Origin of the sequence: Kitasatospora sp. NPDC087315, from assembly GCF_044744345.1 — a bacterium.
Taxonomy (GTDB): Bacteria; Actinomycetota; Actinomycetes; order Streptomycetales; family Streptomycetaceae; genus Kitasatospora.
Window position 1 is genome coordinate 247,690 of record NZ_JBIUYD010000011.1, and the last position, 15,723, is coordinate 263,412.

At 70.5% G+C, this 15,723-nt stretch carries 17 protein-coding genes; 5 read left to right on the forward strand and 12 right to left on the reverse strand.

Annotation, left to right across the window (positions count from 1 at the left end; translation table 11 throughout):
- Positions 1 to 364 precede the first annotated feature (364 nt).
- Both ACIO5D_RS18430 and ACIO5D_RS18435 read right to left on the reverse strand, forming a co-directional pair.
- Entirely contained in the window at positions 365 to 520 is a 156-nt protein-coding gene (locus tag ACIO5D_RS18430) for a helix-turn-helix domain-containing protein (RefSeq protein WP_400796379.1), read from the reverse strand.
- A 79-nt stretch (positions 521 to 599) separates the two neighbouring features.
- Positions 600 to 1,151, reverse strand: a complete 552-nt coding sequence (locus ACIO5D_RS18435; RefSeq protein WP_400796356.1) for a hypothetical protein — start codon at positions 1,149 to 1,151, stop codon at positions 600 to 602.
- Between the two features lie 294 nt (positions 1,152 to 1,445).
- Between ACIO5D_RS18435 and ACIO5D_RS18440 the strand changes: the two genes are divergently transcribed.
- Positions 1,446 to 2,513 (forward strand): tyrosine-type recombinase/integrase, encoded by a 1,068-nt coding sequence (locus ACIO5D_RS18440; RefSeq protein WP_400796358.1) that lies wholly within the window; start codon positions 1,446 to 1,448, stop codon positions 2,511 to 2,513.
- A gap of 225 nt (positions 2,514 to 2,738) precedes the next feature.
- Here the strand turns inward: ACIO5D_RS18440 and ACIO5D_RS18445 are convergent, their stop codons facing one another.
- The 6 genes from ACIO5D_RS18445 to ACIO5D_RS18470 all read right to left on the reverse strand — a co-directional run bounded on the left by ACIO5D_RS18445 (position 2,739) and on the right by ACIO5D_RS18470 (position 8,621).
- Positions 2,739 to 3,350, reverse strand: coding sequence for an NYN domain-containing protein (locus ACIO5D_RS18445; protein ID WP_400796361.1), 612 nt, complete (start codon positions 3,348 to 3,350; stop codon positions 2,739 to 2,741).
- A gap of 270 nt (positions 3,351 to 3,620) precedes the next feature.
- Positions 3,621 to 3,878, reverse strand: a complete 258-nt coding sequence (locus ACIO5D_RS18450; RefSeq protein WP_363610019.1) for a Prokaryotic metallothionein — start codon at positions 3,876 to 3,878, stop codon at positions 3,621 to 3,623.
- 147 nt (positions 3,879 to 4,025) lie between these two features.
- Positions 4,026 to 4,424: an ACT domain-containing protein gene (locus tag ACIO5D_RS18455; RefSeq protein ID WP_363610017.1), complete on the reverse strand. Its 399-nt coding sequence runs from the start codon at positions 4,422 to 4,424 to the stop codon at positions 4,026 to 4,028.
- Positions 4,425 to 4,479: 55 nt separating this feature from the next.
- Positions 4,480 to 6,105 (reverse strand): alpha/beta hydrolase, encoded by a 1,626-nt coding sequence (locus tag ACIO5D_RS18460; protein ID WP_400652315.1) that lies wholly within the window; start codon positions 6,103 to 6,105, stop codon positions 4,480 to 4,482.
- 696 nt (positions 6,106 to 6,801) lie between these two features.
- The gene (locus ACIO5D_RS18465) at positions 6,802 to 7,464 is read right to left on the reverse strand and encodes a response regulator transcription factor (RefSeq protein ID WP_363610013.1); all 663 of its coding nucleotides are present in this window, start codon (positions 7,462 to 7,464) and stop codon (positions 6,802 to 6,804) included.
- Positions 7,461 to 8,621 carry a sensor histidine kinase gene (locus tag ACIO5D_RS18470; protein WP_400652321.1) on the reverse strand — a complete coding sequence of 387 codons (1,161 nt, stop codon included), beginning with the start codon at positions 8,619 to 8,621 and terminating at the stop codon, positions 7,461 to 7,463. Before ACIO5D_RS18470 ends, ACIO5D_RS18465 begins: the two co-directional genes overlap by 4 nt.
- Before the next feature lie 454 nt (positions 8,622 to 9,075).
- Here ACIO5D_RS18470 and ACIO5D_RS18475 point away from each other — a divergent pair, with 454 nt between their 5' ends.
- Complete coding sequence (locus ACIO5D_RS18475) at positions 9,076 to 10,566, forward strand: dienelactone hydrolase family protein (RefSeq protein WP_400652323.1); 1,491 nt, start codon at positions 9,076 to 9,078, stop codon at positions 10,564 to 10,566.
- Positions 10,567 to 10,833: 267 nt separating this feature from the next.
- On the forward strand, positions 10,834 to 11,430 hold the full coding sequence (locus ACIO5D_RS18480; protein ID WP_400659763.1) for a PadR family transcriptional regulator: 597 nt from the start codon (positions 10,834 to 10,836) through the stop codon (positions 11,428 to 11,430).
- Between the two features lie 49 nt (positions 11,431 to 11,479).
- Here the strand turns inward: ACIO5D_RS18480 and ACIO5D_RS18485 are convergent, their stop codons facing one another.
- A complete protein-coding gene (locus ACIO5D_RS18485) occupies positions 11,480 to 11,683 on the reverse strand; it encodes a hypothetical protein (protein ID WP_363610111.1) in 204 nt (67 codons plus the stop codon).
- Positions 11,684 to 11,709: 26 nt separating this feature from the next.
- Entirely contained in the window at positions 11,710 to 11,940 is a 231-nt protein-coding gene (locus tag ACIO5D_RS18490) for a hypothetical protein (RefSeq protein ID WP_363610005.1), read from the reverse strand.
- Between the two features lie 416 nt (positions 11,941 to 12,356).
- Between ACIO5D_RS18490 and ACIO5D_RS18495 the strand changes: the two genes are divergently transcribed.
- Positions 12,357 to 13,058: a bifunctional DNA primase/polymerase gene (locus ACIO5D_RS18495; RefSeq protein WP_363610003.1), complete on the forward strand. Its 702-nt coding sequence runs from the start codon at positions 12,357 to 12,359 to the stop codon at positions 13,056 to 13,058.
- A 55-nt stretch (positions 13,059 to 13,113) separates the two neighbouring features.
- Here the strand turns inward: ACIO5D_RS18495 and map are convergent, their stop codons facing one another.
- Positions 13,114 to 13,959, reverse strand: a complete 846-nt coding sequence (gene map / locus ACIO5D_RS18500; protein ID WP_363610001.1) for a type I methionyl aminopeptidase — start codon at positions 13,957 to 13,959, stop codon at positions 13,114 to 13,116.
- 103 nt (positions 13,960 to 14,062) lie between these two features.
- On the opposite strand from map, the gene ACIO5D_RS18505 reads away from it, so the two are divergent.
- Entirely contained in the window at positions 14,063 to 14,293 is a 231-nt protein-coding gene (locus tag ACIO5D_RS18505) for a hypothetical protein (protein ID WP_363609999.1), read from the forward strand.
- A gap of 11 nt (positions 14,294 to 14,304) precedes the next feature.
- On the opposite strand, the gene ACIO5D_RS18510 is transcribed toward ACIO5D_RS18505, so the two are convergent.
- A complete protein-coding gene (locus ACIO5D_RS18510) occupies positions 14,305 to 15,666 on the reverse strand; it encodes an MFS transporter (protein WP_363609997.1) in 1,362 nt (453 codons plus the stop codon).
- Positions 15,667 to 15,723: the final 57 nt, after the last annotated feature.

The window sequence follows — 15,723 nt, forward strand, 5'->3', positions numbered from 1 at the left end:
TCGGATCGGTTGTCATGGGCCATGGGTGGGGTTTCGAACTGCAAGACGTCTTCGGTATGGACCCCGGCGCGCCAGGCGATATCGAGGGCGTCCGCCCTGTCAGGCCGGCGCTTAGATTGCAGGCCGTCCCGCTTGCGTCGTCGAGACTGTGCGCGGCCTAGGTTTTCCCGCCTTCGCAGGCACTGGGGATGCGCTGGATTCGTAGCTGGATTCGGCCCTCGCTTACCAATCGGGCGTTCATGGACGTACGGCTCACGGCATGTCGCACAGATGAGGTCGATTTTCTTCATGGCTGGTGTGGTCAGGTTCTGCTCCAGAAACAAAGAAGCCCCCGCGGTGCCTCGGGGGCTGTGTGTCGAAAGAATCAATACGTCTGCTGGTCTAGCCATTTCTCCAGGTCTCCAGGGCGGCACCGGAGGGACTGGCCTACCTTTCGGAACGGGATGCCTTCGCGCTTCCATTGGGAGTAGACCCAACTCTTCGGCTTATGAAGGTATTCGGCTACATCGGAGACGGTCATCAGCTTCGTCAAAGAATCTCCCCGAGAAACAAGAAGCCCCCGAGAAGCCTCGGGGGCTGATGAAGTGATCAGAGTTGGGCTACTGCTGAGGTGGCGCCTCGGCCATGGCCTCCATGACGGCCATGGCCTTGTCGGTCAGTTCTCCGCCGGCTTTTCCGGCCAGGGTGCTCAGGTATCCATCCCGGCGGGCCTTCTTCAGGTGGTCCTTCACTGTCTCGGGGCGTCGGTCGATCAGCTGGGCCAATCGCGGGATGGGGGCGGGGAAGCCGGTGTCAGACATGGCCTTGTACGTGGCTGCCAGCATCACGAGGTACCGCTCTGACACGCCCTCGTTGGCCAGAAGCAGCCCGGCGGCCTCCCCTGACGCGGTGAAGCTTTGAGCCAGTTCCTCGAAGGTCTGCTGTGCCAGGGGAGCTAGATCCTTCACCGAATCCACGGCGGCCGAGAGGTCGAGCCTACGGAGGACGGTGGTGGAGATGCCTCGGGCCACGTCGCGGGGCGACGCCCCCTCGGCCTTCTCGATGGTGATGCGTTGGGGGCCGCCTGTGATCGGCCCCTCTGGCCACCACATCCGGACCGCCCAGGCTCCTTGTTGCTGGGTGACCTCTAGCCCGCGTTCCTCTTCCGTCATAGCCACAACGTACCACACCGAGTGGTCCACCCTAGGTTGACAACCCTGGGTGGGCCGTGATCAAACTTGTGCCGCCGGAGCGAAGGGGCGGATCGGCCGCCCTCGGTCCGGACCTGGAAGGGGAGTCGAATGGCAGTAGGTAAGCGGTGCAAGTGCCCGTGCCTGTGTGCGGAGAAGTGCAGGCACAAGGACCCGCTGAAGTGCATGTGTCGTGTGCGGTGCCAGTGCGAGCGCAAGGGGTGCTCCCATGGCTGGACGGCCCGTGTGCGTGACGCGAACGGTGACCCGGCGGACATGACCTTCGAGAAGAAGGCCGATGCTCTGGCCTACGAGCGCAAGGTCCTTGAGGCGAAGTCGTCGGGGGTTGCGGTCAAGCCGAAGCACTTGAGGACGACGTTCCTCAAGTGGTCCGAGCAGTGGCTCAATTCGAAGGAACGCAGGCCCGGGACGCAGGAGTCGTACGAGCGGAACATGCGCAATCACATACAGCCGGAGTTCGGTGGCAGCCTGCTCCATCGGATCGAGCCGGCCGACGTTCAGGAGTGGATCACCAGGCTTCGAAACAAGGGGTTGGCGGCCCGGACGATTCACCTGATCTACAAGACGTTCCGTGCTTGCATCAACAGTGCGGTGCGTAAGCGGGTCATCCCGTTCACGCCCTGTGTGGACATTGACCTGCCCGAGGTGAAGCGGAAGAGGATCGTGCCTGCGACGCGGGAGCAGGTCTGGGCCCTCTATGAAGCGATGCCGATGCACAGTCGGGCGCTGGTCATGGTGGGTGTCGGCTGCGGGCTTCGGTCGGGGGAGGCTCTTGGCCTCTGCCTGGACGCCATCGACTTCGAGGCTGGCGTCCTGACGGTCCGGAGGCAGGTCATCAAGGAGCGCTCAAAGGCTCAACTGGTTGACTACAACAAGACGGAGAGTTCGCATGGGCGGGAGGTGCCCCTTCCCGCCTTCACTCACCGGGCCCTGCTCGATCACCTCGACAGCAACTCGGTCCTGGTGATGGCGGACGGCGCCAAGGTGCTGTTCCGCTCGTCCAGGGGCAACCTGTTCCGGCGTGACGCCTTCTACAAGACGTTCAAGAGGGCCCTGGCCGTTGCGGGCCTTCCGGCGGACTTCCGGTTCCACGACCTTCGCCACAGCTTCGCCTCCCACGCCCTCGATCAAGGTGTCCCTGAGTCGACAGTGCAGCTCTACATGGGCCACGCCTCGGCGGAGGAGCTGAAGGGTACCTATCACCATCAGGTGAAGGGCGCGGCGGCCCGGGATCGGAAGGCCCTCGAAACGGTCTTCTTCACGGAGGCCAGGGATGTCGCGATCCCGGATGCCGTGGACGTGGACGACGAAGAGGCGGCCTGATGTGTGGCGGCTGGCCGGGGTGTGGCGATCGCGTGGCGATCTGGCCGGGCTGGATAGCATCGCCGCAGCTCAGAGCCGGTATGGCAGCAGTTCCCGGCGTACAGGCCGCCTCGTCCGCCCCTTGACTTGAGGCAATGCCCCTGACCTGCGCTTTCGCAGATCAGGGGTCATTTGTCCTTCGCGGCGTGGCACGCATGCGCCGATGATGGCAGCCGGTGCTCTCGCTCACGGGGCCTTGGCGTAGTCAGTCGTATCCCTCACCTGCCGGTACACGGCATCACCGACCCAGTGGCAGTACAGCGACGTTCCTGGAATCGAAAGTCGGGGGGAGTGCTGCCCCGCCGAGGACCAGGCCGCGACCTCGGCCCGCGGCTTCCGGTTGTTGTTGAGGGCGGCGACGAACTCCAGCGCGGGCTTGAGATCGGTATCGGCCGACATCATGATGCCGATGTCGTATGCGTCCTGGGAGGCCAGGGCGACGAAGTCGACGGCCAGCTGGACATCGATGCCCTTCTCCTGAGCGGGGTCCGCCGGCCACCCCTGCGGGTATCGCAACGGCCGGGTCACCAGGTGTACCAAGGGGTCGCGTTGCCACATGGCGTGCTGGCGACGGGACGCGCCGTATGAACCGGGCTGTTTCGTCGCGTCCGGCTGTCCACGGTAGATCCGGACCTGGGTCAGCTGCCTGTCATAAGGGCTGTCCCGGGTGATGTGCTGGGCCAGCGCCACTGGGTTGACATGACCACAGGCTGAGGGTTCCCAGTGGCTGTGGAATCGGCGACGCGCGCCTCCGTAGACGTTCTGGTAGTCCAGGAAGACGATGACCCGGTCCGGCACGCGCCCCTCCCCACGGGGCGCTCCAGGCCCCCAGGAACGAAATAATCCCCGCCAGTGCGGGCTATGCCCGGACGGCGGGGAGGAATGCCTCAAATATAGGCGTGGGCGAGCCGAACGCGCAGCCGGAGCGCCACCCAGGGGTGAGACCTGCGTCACATTCGCTCGAACGGGTGGCCAAAGATGCTGCCGGATTCGAGTCCGCAGTGGGCGATCGACAACCGGTTCGATCGGTGGCAGGCCGCCTCCGCCCCCTCTTCCCCCCTGGCCCGGTCAGCCCGGGTGGGCGCCGACCGCGTCGCGGATCCGGTCGCCCAGGCCGCCGTTGACGCGGGCGCAGTTGGCGCAGCAGAAGAACCGGCCGGATACCTCGACGCCGTGGCCGACGATCCGGACCTGGCAGTGTTCGCAGCGCGGCGCGAGCTTCTCCATCGCGCACTCGAAGCTGTCGAAGGTGTACACGTCGCCGGTGATCGTCTTGATCTCGAAGGCCAGCCAGTAGTCGTTGGAACAGACGTCGCAGACCGCCATGGGGCCGTCTCCCTTTCCTGGTACGGGGCTTGCTGTCGGGGCCGGGCGGCCGGGTGGGCCGCTCGGTCCCTCCCAGTGTCGGAGCCGCCCCCGGGAGCGGCCACCCGGAGCGGGCGATCAGGCGGACGGGAGGGCGAGGGCCCGCGGTCAGGCCGACCGGGCGGCCAGCTCCTCCAGCGCCCGGACGGCCGGCTCGGCGGCGTCGGCGGCGACGAACAGGTGGTCGTGATGGAACCCGGCCACCACGTTGCAGCTGATCCCCTCCTCGGCGAGCCGACCGGCCACGGCGGCGGTCAGGCCGACGGCCTCCAGCGCCGAGTGGATCCGCAGCGTGATCCAGGCCGCCACGTACTCGTAGCGCAGTCCGAGCGCGTCCGCCTCCTCCTGCGCCACCACCACCGTCACCCCCTCCGGTTCGGCGACGGTGACCACCGGCCGCATCCCGGCGGGCACCTTCGCGGGCAGCGTGCAGTACACGTACCGCCCCGGGTTGAGCTGCGGGTGCATCCCGCGCAGCAACGTCGCAAGATCTCTTTCACCGGCCATGCCCGCCACCGTAGCGGCTCGGCCCGGGCGGGGGCGGTCCCGGCGGATGTGACGTTCAGGGAGAGTCGACACCACCCGGTCGGTCCAGCCGGGGTCCGAGGCCTCTTCCGAGAGGGCGGTCGTGACGGGGCGGCGTTCCCGGGGCGTCGGCCCAGGAGGCTTGCGGCGCTCGGCAGGTCAGGTCCTCGGCCGGGAGCCTGCCCGTGGTCAGATAGGCCGTGAGGCTCTTGTCCGCACAGGAGTTGGAGCCGTGGACGATGTGCCCCTCACCTCCGGCGACGGTGACCATCCGGGAGCCGCGCAGGGCCCGGTGCATCCCCTGGCCGCCGGCCAGGGGCGTTCCGGGGTCCCACTCGTTCTGCAGGATCAGTGCACCGACCTTGTTGTTCACCGTTGTCCCGGGCTCGTTGCCCTCCTTCCAGAAGGCACACGGCTTGATGTTGGACGCGAAATCGCCGTACAGCGGATACCGGGCCTTGTCGCGGATCGCGTCGCGGCGGTACTGCTCGGGGTCGCGCGGCCACGTACGGGTGTCGGCGCACAGGACAGCCCAGGCACTCGCGGCCTCGTTGTCCGGGGGAACGTCACGGGCGAAGGCCGGCGGGACGGGGCCCGGGGTCCGCTCGGGGGTGCCGGACGGGGCCGGCTTCTTGCCCTCGGCCGCCTTCTTCAGCCGGGCGACCCATTCGGCGGCGGCCTGAACGTGGAAGAACGTGGCGTGCTCGGCGCGGATGCCGTCACCGGTGAGGGGCTTCCCGTCGGCGTCGATGGGCTTGCGGTCGGCCTGGGCGACCAGGTCCCAGAAGGTCTTGCGGACCTCGGCCGGGGAATCACCCAGGTTGTACGTCGTGTGCCGCTCGGCAGTCCATTCGCTCCATCGCGTGAAGGCGGCCTCGGTCCCCTCCGCCATCTCCTGGAACATGCCCCGCCAGATCCGTGCGGGGTCGGTCGCGCTGTCCAGCACGAACCGGTCGGTCCGCCGGGGGAACATCTGCGTGTAGACGGCGCCGAGGTAGGTGCCGTAGGAGAACCCCAGGTAGGAGATCTTCTTCTCGCCCAGCACGGCACGGATGACGTCCATGTCGCGAGCGGTGTTGCGGGTGGTGAGGTGCCGCAGTGTGTCACCCCCCTTGGCCCGGCACTTGTCGGCCACCGTGCGCGCCCACTCCACATCCGCCGCGAATGTCCCGGCCCTGTAGGGGCGTTCAAAGTTCTGTTCGTCGTCGGTCAGACCGCAGCTGACGGGAGAGCTCTGTCCGACGCCCCTCGGGTCGAATCCGATGAGGTCGTACCGTTTCCTGACTTCCTCGGGGAGGTTCAATTCCGGGTCGACAGGCAGATTCAGGCCCGGCCCGCCGGGGCCGCCGGGGTTGAGCAGCAGAACGCCGCGACGTTCCTCCGCACTGCCGGCCGTCAGCCGGGATATCGCGATGTCGATCTTCTTGCCACCGGGATCGCTGTAGTCCAGCGGCACCTTGAGAGTCGCGCACCGATAGGTGGCGGGGCTCCCCGCGTCGCAGCGCTGCCACCGCGGCTTCTGCTGCGTGTACTGCCACAGCGGGTCCTTGGCCGCGGAGGCCTCGGACGCGGAGGAGGCTGTTGCGGGAGTAAGCGCCGAAACGAGAGTTGCCACGGCGCCGACAGCCAGAAGAGATGCTGTTCGTCTGTTTCGCACGATCATGCTCGTCCTTGCCGGGGAGGGGTTGCTGGTCAGGACACGATCCTGGTTTCCGGGGCCTCGGGTGCGCATCGCGGGAAGGCGGGAGAAAACGCTCCCTCGATCGGGGGAGATCGCCGGTGGGCTGCCCGGCCATACTGACGATCATGATCAGGGGAATCCGGCCGTTGCTGCGCGGCTCCACGTATGCGGGTGCGTTGTTCGCCTACTGCGGGGCGCTGGCGAGTCTGCCGCTGCTGCCTTTCGCCATGCTGCCGGCGCTGGCGTGGCGGTCCGCTCCTTACGGGGTTCAGTTCGCGCTGACCCTGTTGGTCCGGGCGGCGCTGATCGTCGTGGTCGGGCTGGCCCGCACCTGTGCTTTGCGTCGATCCGGTGGCGGCGCGGGCGGCTCTGCGTGGTATCGAGGAGTCGGCCCGGGCCGCGTTGGAGGACCTGGACTATGTGCTGGGTGTGCTGCGTGAGGAGGAGCCGGGGACGGCGCCGGCGCGGACTCTGGAGGATCTGCCCGAGTTACTGGACCGGTTGCGGTGCGCGGGTGCGGTGGTGGAGCCGGAGCGGGGGCGGGTGTCTTTCCGACGTCCGGGCACGGTCTGCCGGGGCTGGCCGACCCTGCCGGCACCCCCGTGACACTCCCGGTACCCGCCCGTGCAGCGCTGGTGACGCCCGGGGCCGAGGACATCGCCGTTGGCTCCGGCGGCGTCAGGCCGGGTGGATGAGGCGGCTTTCGTAGGCGAAGACCACGGCCTGTATCCGGTCGCGGAGTTCGAGCTTGTGCAGGATTCGCCCCAGATGGGACTTCACGGTCGCCTCCGCGAGGTACAGGGTGGCCGCGATCTCGGTGTTGGACAGGCCGCGGCCCACCTGGACGAGCACCTCGCGTTCACGGGCGCTGAGCCGGCTCAGCCGTTCGTCGCGGTCGGCGCTGCTGCCGTCGGGGATGTGCGGGCGGAGGTTCTCCAGCAGGCGTCGGGTGATCCGCGGGGAGACCACCGCGTCGCCCGCGGCGACGCTGCGTATCGCGGTGAGAAATTCCTCGGGCCTGGTGTTTTTCAGCAGGAAGCCCGAGGCTCCGGCGTTGAGTCCGGCGAAGGCGTATTCATCCAGGTCGAAGGTGGTGAGGATCAGCACTCTGCTCTGCGGGGAGATCCTGATGACCTGTCGGGTCGCCTCGATCCCGTCGGTCCCGGGCATCCGGACGTCCATGAGGACGACATCGGGGCGCAGCTCCCGGGCGAGGCGGATGGCCTGGGCGCCGTCCGCGGCTTCGCCGACCGGTGCCATGTCGGGCTGGGCCTCCAGGACCGTGCTGAAGGCCATCCGGAGCAGCGCTTCGTCGTCGGCGATCAGGATGCGGATCGTCATGCGGACGCCGCTCCGCTGCTGCCGAGGAAGAGGAGGGTATGGACTCCCCAGCCGCCGCCCGGAAGCGGTCCGGCCCGCAACTTCCCCCCGTAGGCGGCCGAGCGCTCGCGCATGCCGGGGATGCCGTGGCCGGATGGTGTGGCGGCGGGAAGTGGCGGGCAGGGGCCGCTGTCGGTGACGTCCACGGTGACGGTCTCGGTTGAGCACCGTATCCGGACCTTCGCGTGTGTGCCGGTGGGTGTGTGCTTGAGGGAGTTGGTCAAGGCTTCCTGTACCAGGCGGTAGACGGTGAGTTGTGCGGTGGCGGGTATGTGGGTGTGGCCGCCGTGGACCTCGAGGCGGGTCGGCAGCCCGGCAGCGCACATCTGGTCGGCGAGGGTCTCCAGTTGTGCGATGCCGGGCAACGGGTGGCGCTCCGCGTCCGGTTCGTCGGTCCGCAGGATGCCCAACGAGCGCCGCATGTCGGTCAGGGCCTGTCGGCCTGTCTCGGAGACCTGGAGCATCGCGGTGGTGGTCCGGTCGGGCGACCGGTGCTGCGCGTAGACGGCGGCGTCGGTGAGCGCGACCATGACGGACAGGTTGTGGGTGACGATGTCGTGCATCTCCCGGGTGATGCGTGTCCTTTCCTCGGCGACGGCCAGTCGCGCCTGCTGTTCCTGTTCCTGCTCCAGGCGTGCGGCCCGTTCCTCCAGGGCCGCGAGGTAGGCGCGCGTGGTCCGCACATTCACACCGAGGACGGCGGCGGCGACGGCCATCGCGGTGACCGCGACGAAGGGGGTCAGGAATGCGCCTTCCGCCGCCCAGCGCAGGCAGGCCAGAAGGACCCCGGCCTCCACGATGGCACCGGCGACAAGCGTGCCGCGCCGGCCCGAGTTCGCGGCCGCCGTGTAGAGAGCCACCAGCAAGGCGATGTCCGCCGGCAGCTGGACGTCCATCAGCCACTGGACGAAGGCCGCGGCCGCCACGGCGCCGAACACCGTGAGCGGGGCCCGGCGCCGCCACACCAGGGGCAGCGCAAGGGCGGCGGTGAGGGCCACGGCCACCGGCAGCTCCTGCGGCGCGCGTGTGGTCACGACGTTGAAGAGGAGAAGCGTCGGCAGCAGCGAGTCCCACACCACGGGCGGCAGCCGGGAGCCCCAGCGCCCGGCGGCTGTCATCAGTCGCGCCGCTCGTGCGGAGGCCAGGTCGGCGTACCCGGTCAGCCGTAAGGCTGTCCTCGCCCACCGCACCCGGTCCCGGTGGCGTACCCGGTGGGCATGGCCGGGTTCCGCGGCCGCCTCGGTCATCACACGTCCCTGTCGATTCGGCATCATGGTGGCCCCGGCCAGGGCTGCCACCGCGTACAGCCGGATCCGGGCCGAGTACGGGGAACGTACGCCTCGCGCTGCCCGGCACGTACCGCAGCCCTGTCACGGTAGGCCGCGGGCCCCGCGAAGCACATGAGCCCACCGTCTGATGGCACCGTGCCGGGATACGACCGCAGGAGGAGTCCCGCCACCTCCCGTGGTCGCAGGGCGGCCGCTGATCCGGCGTGCTCGATTGCTGCTCCGGTTGCACGGGGACCCGCCACGGATTGCGACCCCGGTCGCACACGATGGCGACCCGGGACCGATGTGGCAGCGCATACCCGGCGCCGAGTATGGCCGGGTGACCGAGATCATCGCGGGACTGTACATGTCCCCCCTGGAAATCCTTGCCTTGCTGGGCGCCGTCGCACTGGTGGTGGCGCGCTGGCTTCCCCCCGCCGCCCGCCCACGCGTCACGATCGTGGCGGGGGCGGTTCTCGTGCTGTCCGCGGTCCTGCTGAGTGCGGCGGGGATCCGCTGGCAGATGCTGCCGGTACTGGCAGGCGCTGCCTTCGCGTTGCCGTTCGCCTTCTCTCCCCTGCTGCGACGCCGTACCGGCCGGCCGGCGTGGCGGGCCCGCTGGTGGCTGGCGTTGCCGGGATCGGTGGCCTGCGTCGGCCTGGTCGCCACGGGCCCGGTGGCCGCCTGGGCCTTTCCCGTACCCGTGTTCCCCGAGCCGTCGGGCGACTTCGCGGTCGGCACCCGCGTGGTGCAGTGGACCGACCCGGGCCGCCCCGAGACCTTCACCGCCGATCCGGACGACCGGCGCACCGTCGTGGTCCAGCTCTGGTACCCCGCGCAGAAGAGCCCCGCAGGCGCGCAGCGGGCCCAGTACCTCGGACGCACGGAGGCCGAGGCGCGCACCGTCTCCGACGCCCTCGCCCGCGGAGTAGGCCTGCCGGGCTTCCTGGTCGACGGTGTTCCGCGTGCCCGCACCCATTCGGTCTTCAACGCCCCGGTGGCCGGTGGGGGCGAACGGTTCCCGGTCGTGCTGTTCTCTCCCGGGTCGGGCGGAGTGCGCACCCAGAACACCGCCTGGGCGGAGGAACTGGCCAGCCACGGCTATGTGGTCGCCGCCCTCGACCACCCGTACGACTCCGCCGCCGTCGTCCTCGCCGACGGCCGGACGATCACCACCGAGACCGCCTCCAGCGGCGACCCGGACGAGGACGACAAGCTGGCGGCCGACTGGACAGCGGTCCGAGCCGCCGACCTCAGCTTCGTCCTCACCCAGCTGGACAGTCTGGACCGAGGCGAGATCGCCGGCCCGCTGAGCGGACGCCTGGACACCAGCCGGGTCGCGGTGACCGGCCACTCCATGGGGGGTGCTGCCGCCCTGCAGGCGGCCCGGCAGGATCGCCGGTTCGACGCCGTCATCGATCTGGACGGCTACCCCCACGGCCCCACCTCGCCCTCCCTCGACCGGCCGACGCTCGCGCTCACCCAGGCCGTCACCCCGGGAACCGACCCGCGCTACGTACCCCGCCTCACCGAGGTGCTCAAGTCCAGCACCGCGACGAGCTACCGGCTCACCATCCCCGGCGCCGCACATCTCACCTTCATGGACGGCCCCCTGTATCTGCCGCCCGTGCCCTCGATAGTCGGCTCCCTGGGCCGCACCGAGAGCCCGCGCGTCGTCGCCGCAGCCACCCTCGCCTTCCTGGACGCCGTTCTGCAGGACAAACCCGGCGACCTGGCGGGCGTTCTGCCGGCCTACGGCAACCTCAGCGTCTACCACCCGGACAACGGCCGCTGATCAGCCGTTCCGGGGCACGTACGACTGCCGGACGAGGACGACGAGATCATCGACCCCGGACGGCCGCGCTCGAACCGCTGGTAGGCGGACCGTGTCGGGGAGCGTTGACGAGCGACAGTCACCGATATATCGTCGAGATATCGAGACATTTACTCGACGACTGTCCGGACAGACCGGGAGGTGGGCGCGATGCGCTCAGGGAGGCGATTTCGTGAGGAGGGCCCGCGCGGCGGACGGCGCCGTGGACCGGGCCCGGAGTTCGGGGGGATGCCCGGGGAGGGGTTCGAGGGCCGGGAGGCGTTCGGCTCCTTCGGGCCGCTGTTCGGCGGGGGCGGTCCGGGCCGTCCGGTCGGCGGGCCGTTCGGTCACGGCTTCGGCGGGCACGGCGGGCGCGGGCACGGTCCGCGTGGCCGGCGCGGCGGACGGGCCCGGCGCGGGGACGTCCGGGCGTCGCTGCTGGCGCTGCTCAAGGAACGGCCGATGCACGGCTACGAGATGATCGCGGAGATCACCGAGCGGACCGGCGGGGCCTGGCGGCCGAGCCCGGGCTCGATCTACCCCAACCTCCAGCTGCTGGAGGAGGAGGGTCTGATCACCGCCGAGGAGGTCGGTGGCAAGCGACTGGTCTCGCTCACCGAGGCCGGCCGGGCCCAGGCCGAGGCGGGGCCCGCCGAGCCGTGGGCGGAGGCCGGCCGCGAGGTCGACTGGGAGGCCGTCCAGGAGGTCGATCAGGCGCTCGGCGCGGTCGACCACGCGATCCGGCAGGTCATGGCGACCGGCACCGAGGCGCAGCGCGCCAAGGGTCTGGCCGTGCTCAACGAGGCCCGCAAGAAGCTGTATCTGATCCTCGCCGAGGACGCCTGAGCCGAGGACGCGTGACCGGTCGGGGCGAGCGGGTGGGCGGTGCCGCCGCTCAGGGGCGGATGGCGAACAGCCCCAGGCACACGAGCAGCAGCACCGCCCAGCCGAACCAGAGCCAGCCGTCCGATCCGAAGGCGGCGCAGTAGGCGCCGACCACCACCAGCAGCGCGGAGGTCAGCCAGACCGCCTGCCGGTTGCGGCGCGTCGCAGCCCGGGGTGTCGCCCTGGGGCGGGGGTGTCGTACGGTCTTCGCCATCGCCGTCCTCCCGGGGGGAGCGGCGGTCACCCGGAGGCGCGGTCGGTGGCCGCCTCGTCGAACTCGTAGCGCCAGAACCAGCCGGCACCCCGCTGCTGCTTGGCCCTGACGTACACCAGTGTGCGCGCCGGACTGTCCCCGTGCGAGGGAACCGGCACCTTGTACGTCCTGGGCACGCCGTACATCGGCCCCAGGGGGATCGGCAGGATCCGGCCGTCCAGGGGGCCGCCGACGAATTCGGTGTCCGCGCTCTTCACTCCACCAGGGTCTCACCTCGCCGCGATTCCCCCGGCGGCCCGGGTCGGCGAGGGGGAGGGGTGGTGGCGGGCCGGTGGCGGGAGTGTGACCGGAGAGGCACCGCCCCCGGTCATCCGCAGGCCCCGCGCACCCTTATCCTTCCTGTACGCCCTCGGGGTTCACCCGGGTCAGCGGGCCTGTACGGGCCGGGTGAGGCGCACATCGGCGCGCCCGCCGAGGCGCAGCCTGCGTGCTGCCGCGACTCCGTACCGTGACCCGGCGTCGGCCGTCCGGCAACCCCGGGCACCGGTCGGCAGGGCGCGGACGACAGGGCCGAGCACCACCCCGGGAAGCAGCGGGGGGCGCCGTGCGTTGCGTCCAGTGGTACGTCGAATGCTGTGTCACACCAGGCATGGCAGTGCGCGGAAGGGGCCCGATGGAAGCCGGCAGCAGGTGGACGACCTGGTGGCAGAAGCGTGAGCGGCAGCGGGCCCGGTCGGGTGACGTGGACAGCCCCGCCGCCAGACTGGACCAGCTGCTCGGCGCCGTACGCGCCGGTTTCCCGCTCGCACCCGCCGCGCATCCGGCCGGCTACCGGTGTTCCTGTGACCGGGTGGCCTGCCCGGCCCCCGCCCAGCACCCGGTCTCCTTCGCCTGGCAGACCCAGGCGACCACCGACCCGGAGCAGCTCGCCCGCTGGCTCTCCCGCGACCCGCGGGCCAACTTCGTCACCGCCACCGGCCGCGCCCACGACGTGCTGGACGTGTCGGCCGAGGCCGGCCGGCTCGCCCTGGAGCGGCTCGCCGCGCTGGGCGTCGAGGGCCCGGTGGCCGCCGTCGGCGAGGACCGCTACCTCTTCTTCACCGCCACCAGGGGCACCCCGGTCGACGAGGACGAGTGGTGGCCGAGCGCGCTGGACTCCACGCCGGACACCATGTCCGAGCACCCCGGTCTGCGCTGGCACTGCCGCGGCTCGTACACCCTGCTGCCGCCCGCCGCGCTGCCGGACGGCTCCGAGGTGCGCTGGCTGCGCGGGCCCGAGCAGCCCCTGCCGGACCCACTGCGCGTCCTGGACGTGCTGACCGACGCCTGCACCGAGGTGGGCGCGGTCGCCGAGGAGCAGTGGCTCATCGGCTGAGGCCCGCGCCCACCGGGGGTCGCCGCGACGGCCACGGCTACGGTCGCCGCGACGGCTACGGCAGGGTGAGGATCTCCGCGCCGTCGGCCGTGACCACCAGCGTGTGCTCGAACTGGGCGGTGCGCTTGCGGTCCTTGGTGACGACCGTCCAGCCGTCCGCCCAGATCTCGTAGTCGTAGGTGCCCAGGGTCAGCATCGGCTCGATGGTGAACGTCATCCCGCGCTTGATCACCTCGGTGGCCCGCTCGCTGTCGTAGTGCGGGATGATCAGGCCGGAGTGGAACGACGTGTTGATGCCGTGCCCGGTGAAGTCCCGTACCACGCCGTAGTCGAAACGCTTGGCGTAGGACTCGATGACCCGCCCGATCACGTTGATCTGGCGGCCCGGCTTGACCGCCTTGATGGCCCGGTTGAGCGCCTCCCGGGTGCGCTCGACCAGCAGCCGGGACTCCTCGTCCACATCGCCGCACAGATAGGTGGCGTTGAGGTCGCCGTGCACCCCGTGGATGTACGCGGTGGCGTCGATGTTGACGATGTCACCGTCCTGGAGGACGGTCGAGTCCGGGATGCCGTGGCAGATCACCTCGTTGATCGAGGTGCAGACCGACTTGGGGAAGCCCCGGTAGCCGAGGTCGGACGGGTAGGCGCCGTGGTCGCACATGTAGGTGTGGGCGACGGCGTCCAGCGCGTCCGTGGTGACGCCCGGCGCGATCAGCTTCGCGGCCTCCTCCATCGCCCGCGCGGCGATCCGGCTCGCGATCCGCATCTTCTCGATGGTCTCGTCGGTCTGCACCTCGGGCCCGGTGTAGGGCGTCGGTGCGGGCCGGCCGACGTACTCGGGGCGGGCGATGTGCGCCGGGACCTTGCGGGTGGGGGACTGGATGCCGGGTACGAGAGCCATGGCCGCGAGTCTAGCCGCCGGGCCGGACCCGGCCGGGGGTGTGCGGGACAGGTGGGGCCGGGGAATGATCGGTATGACGCATCCGTCGACGGGAGTGACCACCATGCCCCTGGGATTCCATCGCAAGCCGACCGGCAAGCCCGGCGAATGGTTCTACTGCATCAAGCACGCCAAGGTGGAGGAGGGGCCGGAATGCCCCGCCAAGGACCGCCTCGGCCCGTACGCCAGCCGCGAGGAGGCGGCCCACGCGCTGGAGATCGCCGACGAGCGCAACCGCGAGTGGACCAGTGACCAGCGCTGGAACGACAAGCCCGCGGACGGCGACGCGCGGTAGCCGGCCCGGCCTCAGGCGGCCGGCCCGGCGGCGGCCGCCCCCTGCCCGTCCTGCTCGCGCTCCGACCTCTCGGCCTTCTCGTGTTCGGCGCGGACGGCGGCCGCGTGCGGGTCGGTGCGGTCGTCGTAGGCCAGCAGGCTGGGCAGGGCGGCGGCGAGGGCGAGCACACCCACCACGCACGCGATCCCGCCGGCCCAGACCGAGGCGCGGACGCCGACCAGCCCCGCCATGCCGCCGGCCCGGACCTGCCCGAGCTGCGGGCCGATCGAGTAGCTGAGCAGCTCCACGCCGGCCATCCGGCCGCGCACCCCGTCGGGGATGGACTGGTTCCACATGGTGGAGCGGGCGATGCCGCTGATCTGGTCGGCGCCGCCGGCCAGGGCCAGACAGAGCAGCACTGGCCAGACGCTGCCGGACAGCCCGGCCAGGGCCATCGCCGTGCCCCAGACGAGCGCCGCGACCACCAGCAGCCGGCCGTGCCGGTGGATCCGTGAAGTCCACCCGCTGGTCGCCGAGACCAGCAGCGCGCCGACCGCCTCGGCGGCGTACATCGGGCCGAGCGCCCAGTCCGCGCCCAGCTCCGAGGCGAGGAACGGGAAGATCGCCACCGGGAAGGCGAACAGCATCGCGCAGGTGTCGATGGCGTAGGTGCCCAGCAGGTCCTTGCGGCTCCAGGCGTACCGCACCCCGGTGAGGACGGCCCGGACGGAAGGCTTCTCGGCGCCGGTGGGCGGCGGCACCGCGCGGATCCGGGCGAGCAGCAGCAGCGAGGCACCGAAGGTCAGCGCGTCCAGCGCGTACGCGGTCTGCACCCCGGCGAACGCCACGATGATCCCGGCCAGCGCCGGGCCGATTACCGAACCGGCGTTGCGGTACAGGGAGTTGAGCGCGAAGGCGGCGGTCAGCTGGTCGTGCGGGACGATCCGCGGGGTGAGCGAGTCCAGCGCCGGGCGCTGGAGGCCGTCGGCGGCGGCGACCAGCGCGGCCACCAGGTAGACGGGCCAGAGCAGCGGGGTCGGCAGCAGCGCGTTGAGCAGCAGCAGACCGGTGAGCAGGGCGAGCCCGGCCTCGGAGAACAGCACCAGCCGGCGGCGGTCCAGCGCGTCGGCGAGGGCGCCGCCCCAGAGCCCGAAGACGATCAGCGGCACCAGTTCGAAGGCGCCGACCAGACCCACCGCGAAGGACGAGCCGGTGAGCTCCTTGATCTGCATCGGCACCGCGACATACGTCAGATAGCTGCCGAGGCTGGTGACGCACCCGGAGAGCCAGAGCAGCCGGAAGTCCGGTGAGGAGTGCCAGGGGGCCAGGTCGGGGCGGAGGGAACGCAGGAGCGTCCGCAGCCGTCCGTGCGGGGGTGGTTCGGCGTCGTTCACGAACGGACATCCTCGGCCGCCCGTGCCCGCCGCCGCAACGGGTTTTTCCCGCCGGGA

Bases quoted from the DNA above. Each gene is read 5' to 3' on its own strand.
- ACIO5D_RS18505 (WP_363609999.1), top strand. From the start codon at position 14,063: ATGCCCCTGGGATTCCATCGCAAGCCGACCGGCAAGCCCGGCGAATGG.
- ACIO5D_RS18450 (WP_363610019.1), bottom strand. From the start codon at position 3,878: ATGGCGGTCTGCGACGTCTGTTCCAACGACTACTGGCTGGCCTTCGAG.
- ACIO5D_RS18455 (WP_363610017.1), bottom strand. From the start codon at position 4,424: ATGGCCGGTGAAAGAGATCTTGCGACGTTGCTGCGCGGGATGCACCCG.
- ACIO5D_RS18470 (WP_400652321.1), bottom strand. From the start codon at position 8,621: ATGACAGCCGCCGGGCGCTGGGGCTCCCGGCTGCCGCCCGTGGTGTGG.
- ACIO5D_RS18475 (WP_400652323.1), top strand. From the start codon at position 9,076: ATGTGGCAGCGCATACCCGGCGCCGAGTATGGCCGGGTGACCGAGATC.
- ACIO5D_RS18480 (WP_400659763.1), top strand. From the start codon at position 10,834: ATGCCCGGGGAGGGGTTCGAGGGCCGGGAGGCGTTCGGCTCCTTCGGG.
- ACIO5D_RS18435 (WP_400796356.1), bottom strand. From the start codon at position 1,151: ATGACGGAAGAGGAACGCGGGCTAGAGGTCACCCAGCAACAAGGAGCC.
- ACIO5D_RS18430 (WP_400796379.1), bottom strand. From the start codon at position 520: ATGACCGTCTCCGATGTAGCCGAATACCTTCATAAGCCGAAGAGTTGG.
- ACIO5D_RS18460 (WP_400652315.1), bottom strand. From the start codon at position 6,105: ATGATCGTGCGAAACAGACGAACAGCATCTCTTCTGGCTGTCGGCGCC.
- ACIO5D_RS18485 (WP_363610111.1), bottom strand. From the start codon at position 11,683: ATGGCGAAGACCGTACGACACCCCCGCCCCAGGGCGACACCCCGGGCT.
- ACIO5D_RS18495 (WP_363610003.1), top strand. From the start codon at position 12,357: ATGGAAGCCGGCAGCAGGTGGACGACCTGGTGGCAGAAGCGTGAGCGG.
- ACIO5D_RS18465 (WP_363610013.1), bottom strand. From the start codon at position 7,464: ATGACGATCCGCATCCTGATCGCCGACGACGAAGCGCTGCTCCGGATG.
- map (WP_363610001.1), bottom strand. From the start codon at position 13,959: ATGGCTCTCGTACCCGGCATCCAGTCCCCCACCCGCAAGGTCCCGGCG.
- ACIO5D_RS18440 (WP_400796358.1), top strand. From the start codon at position 1,446: ATGACCTTCGAGAAGAAGGCCGATGCTCTGGCCTACGAGCGCAAGGTC.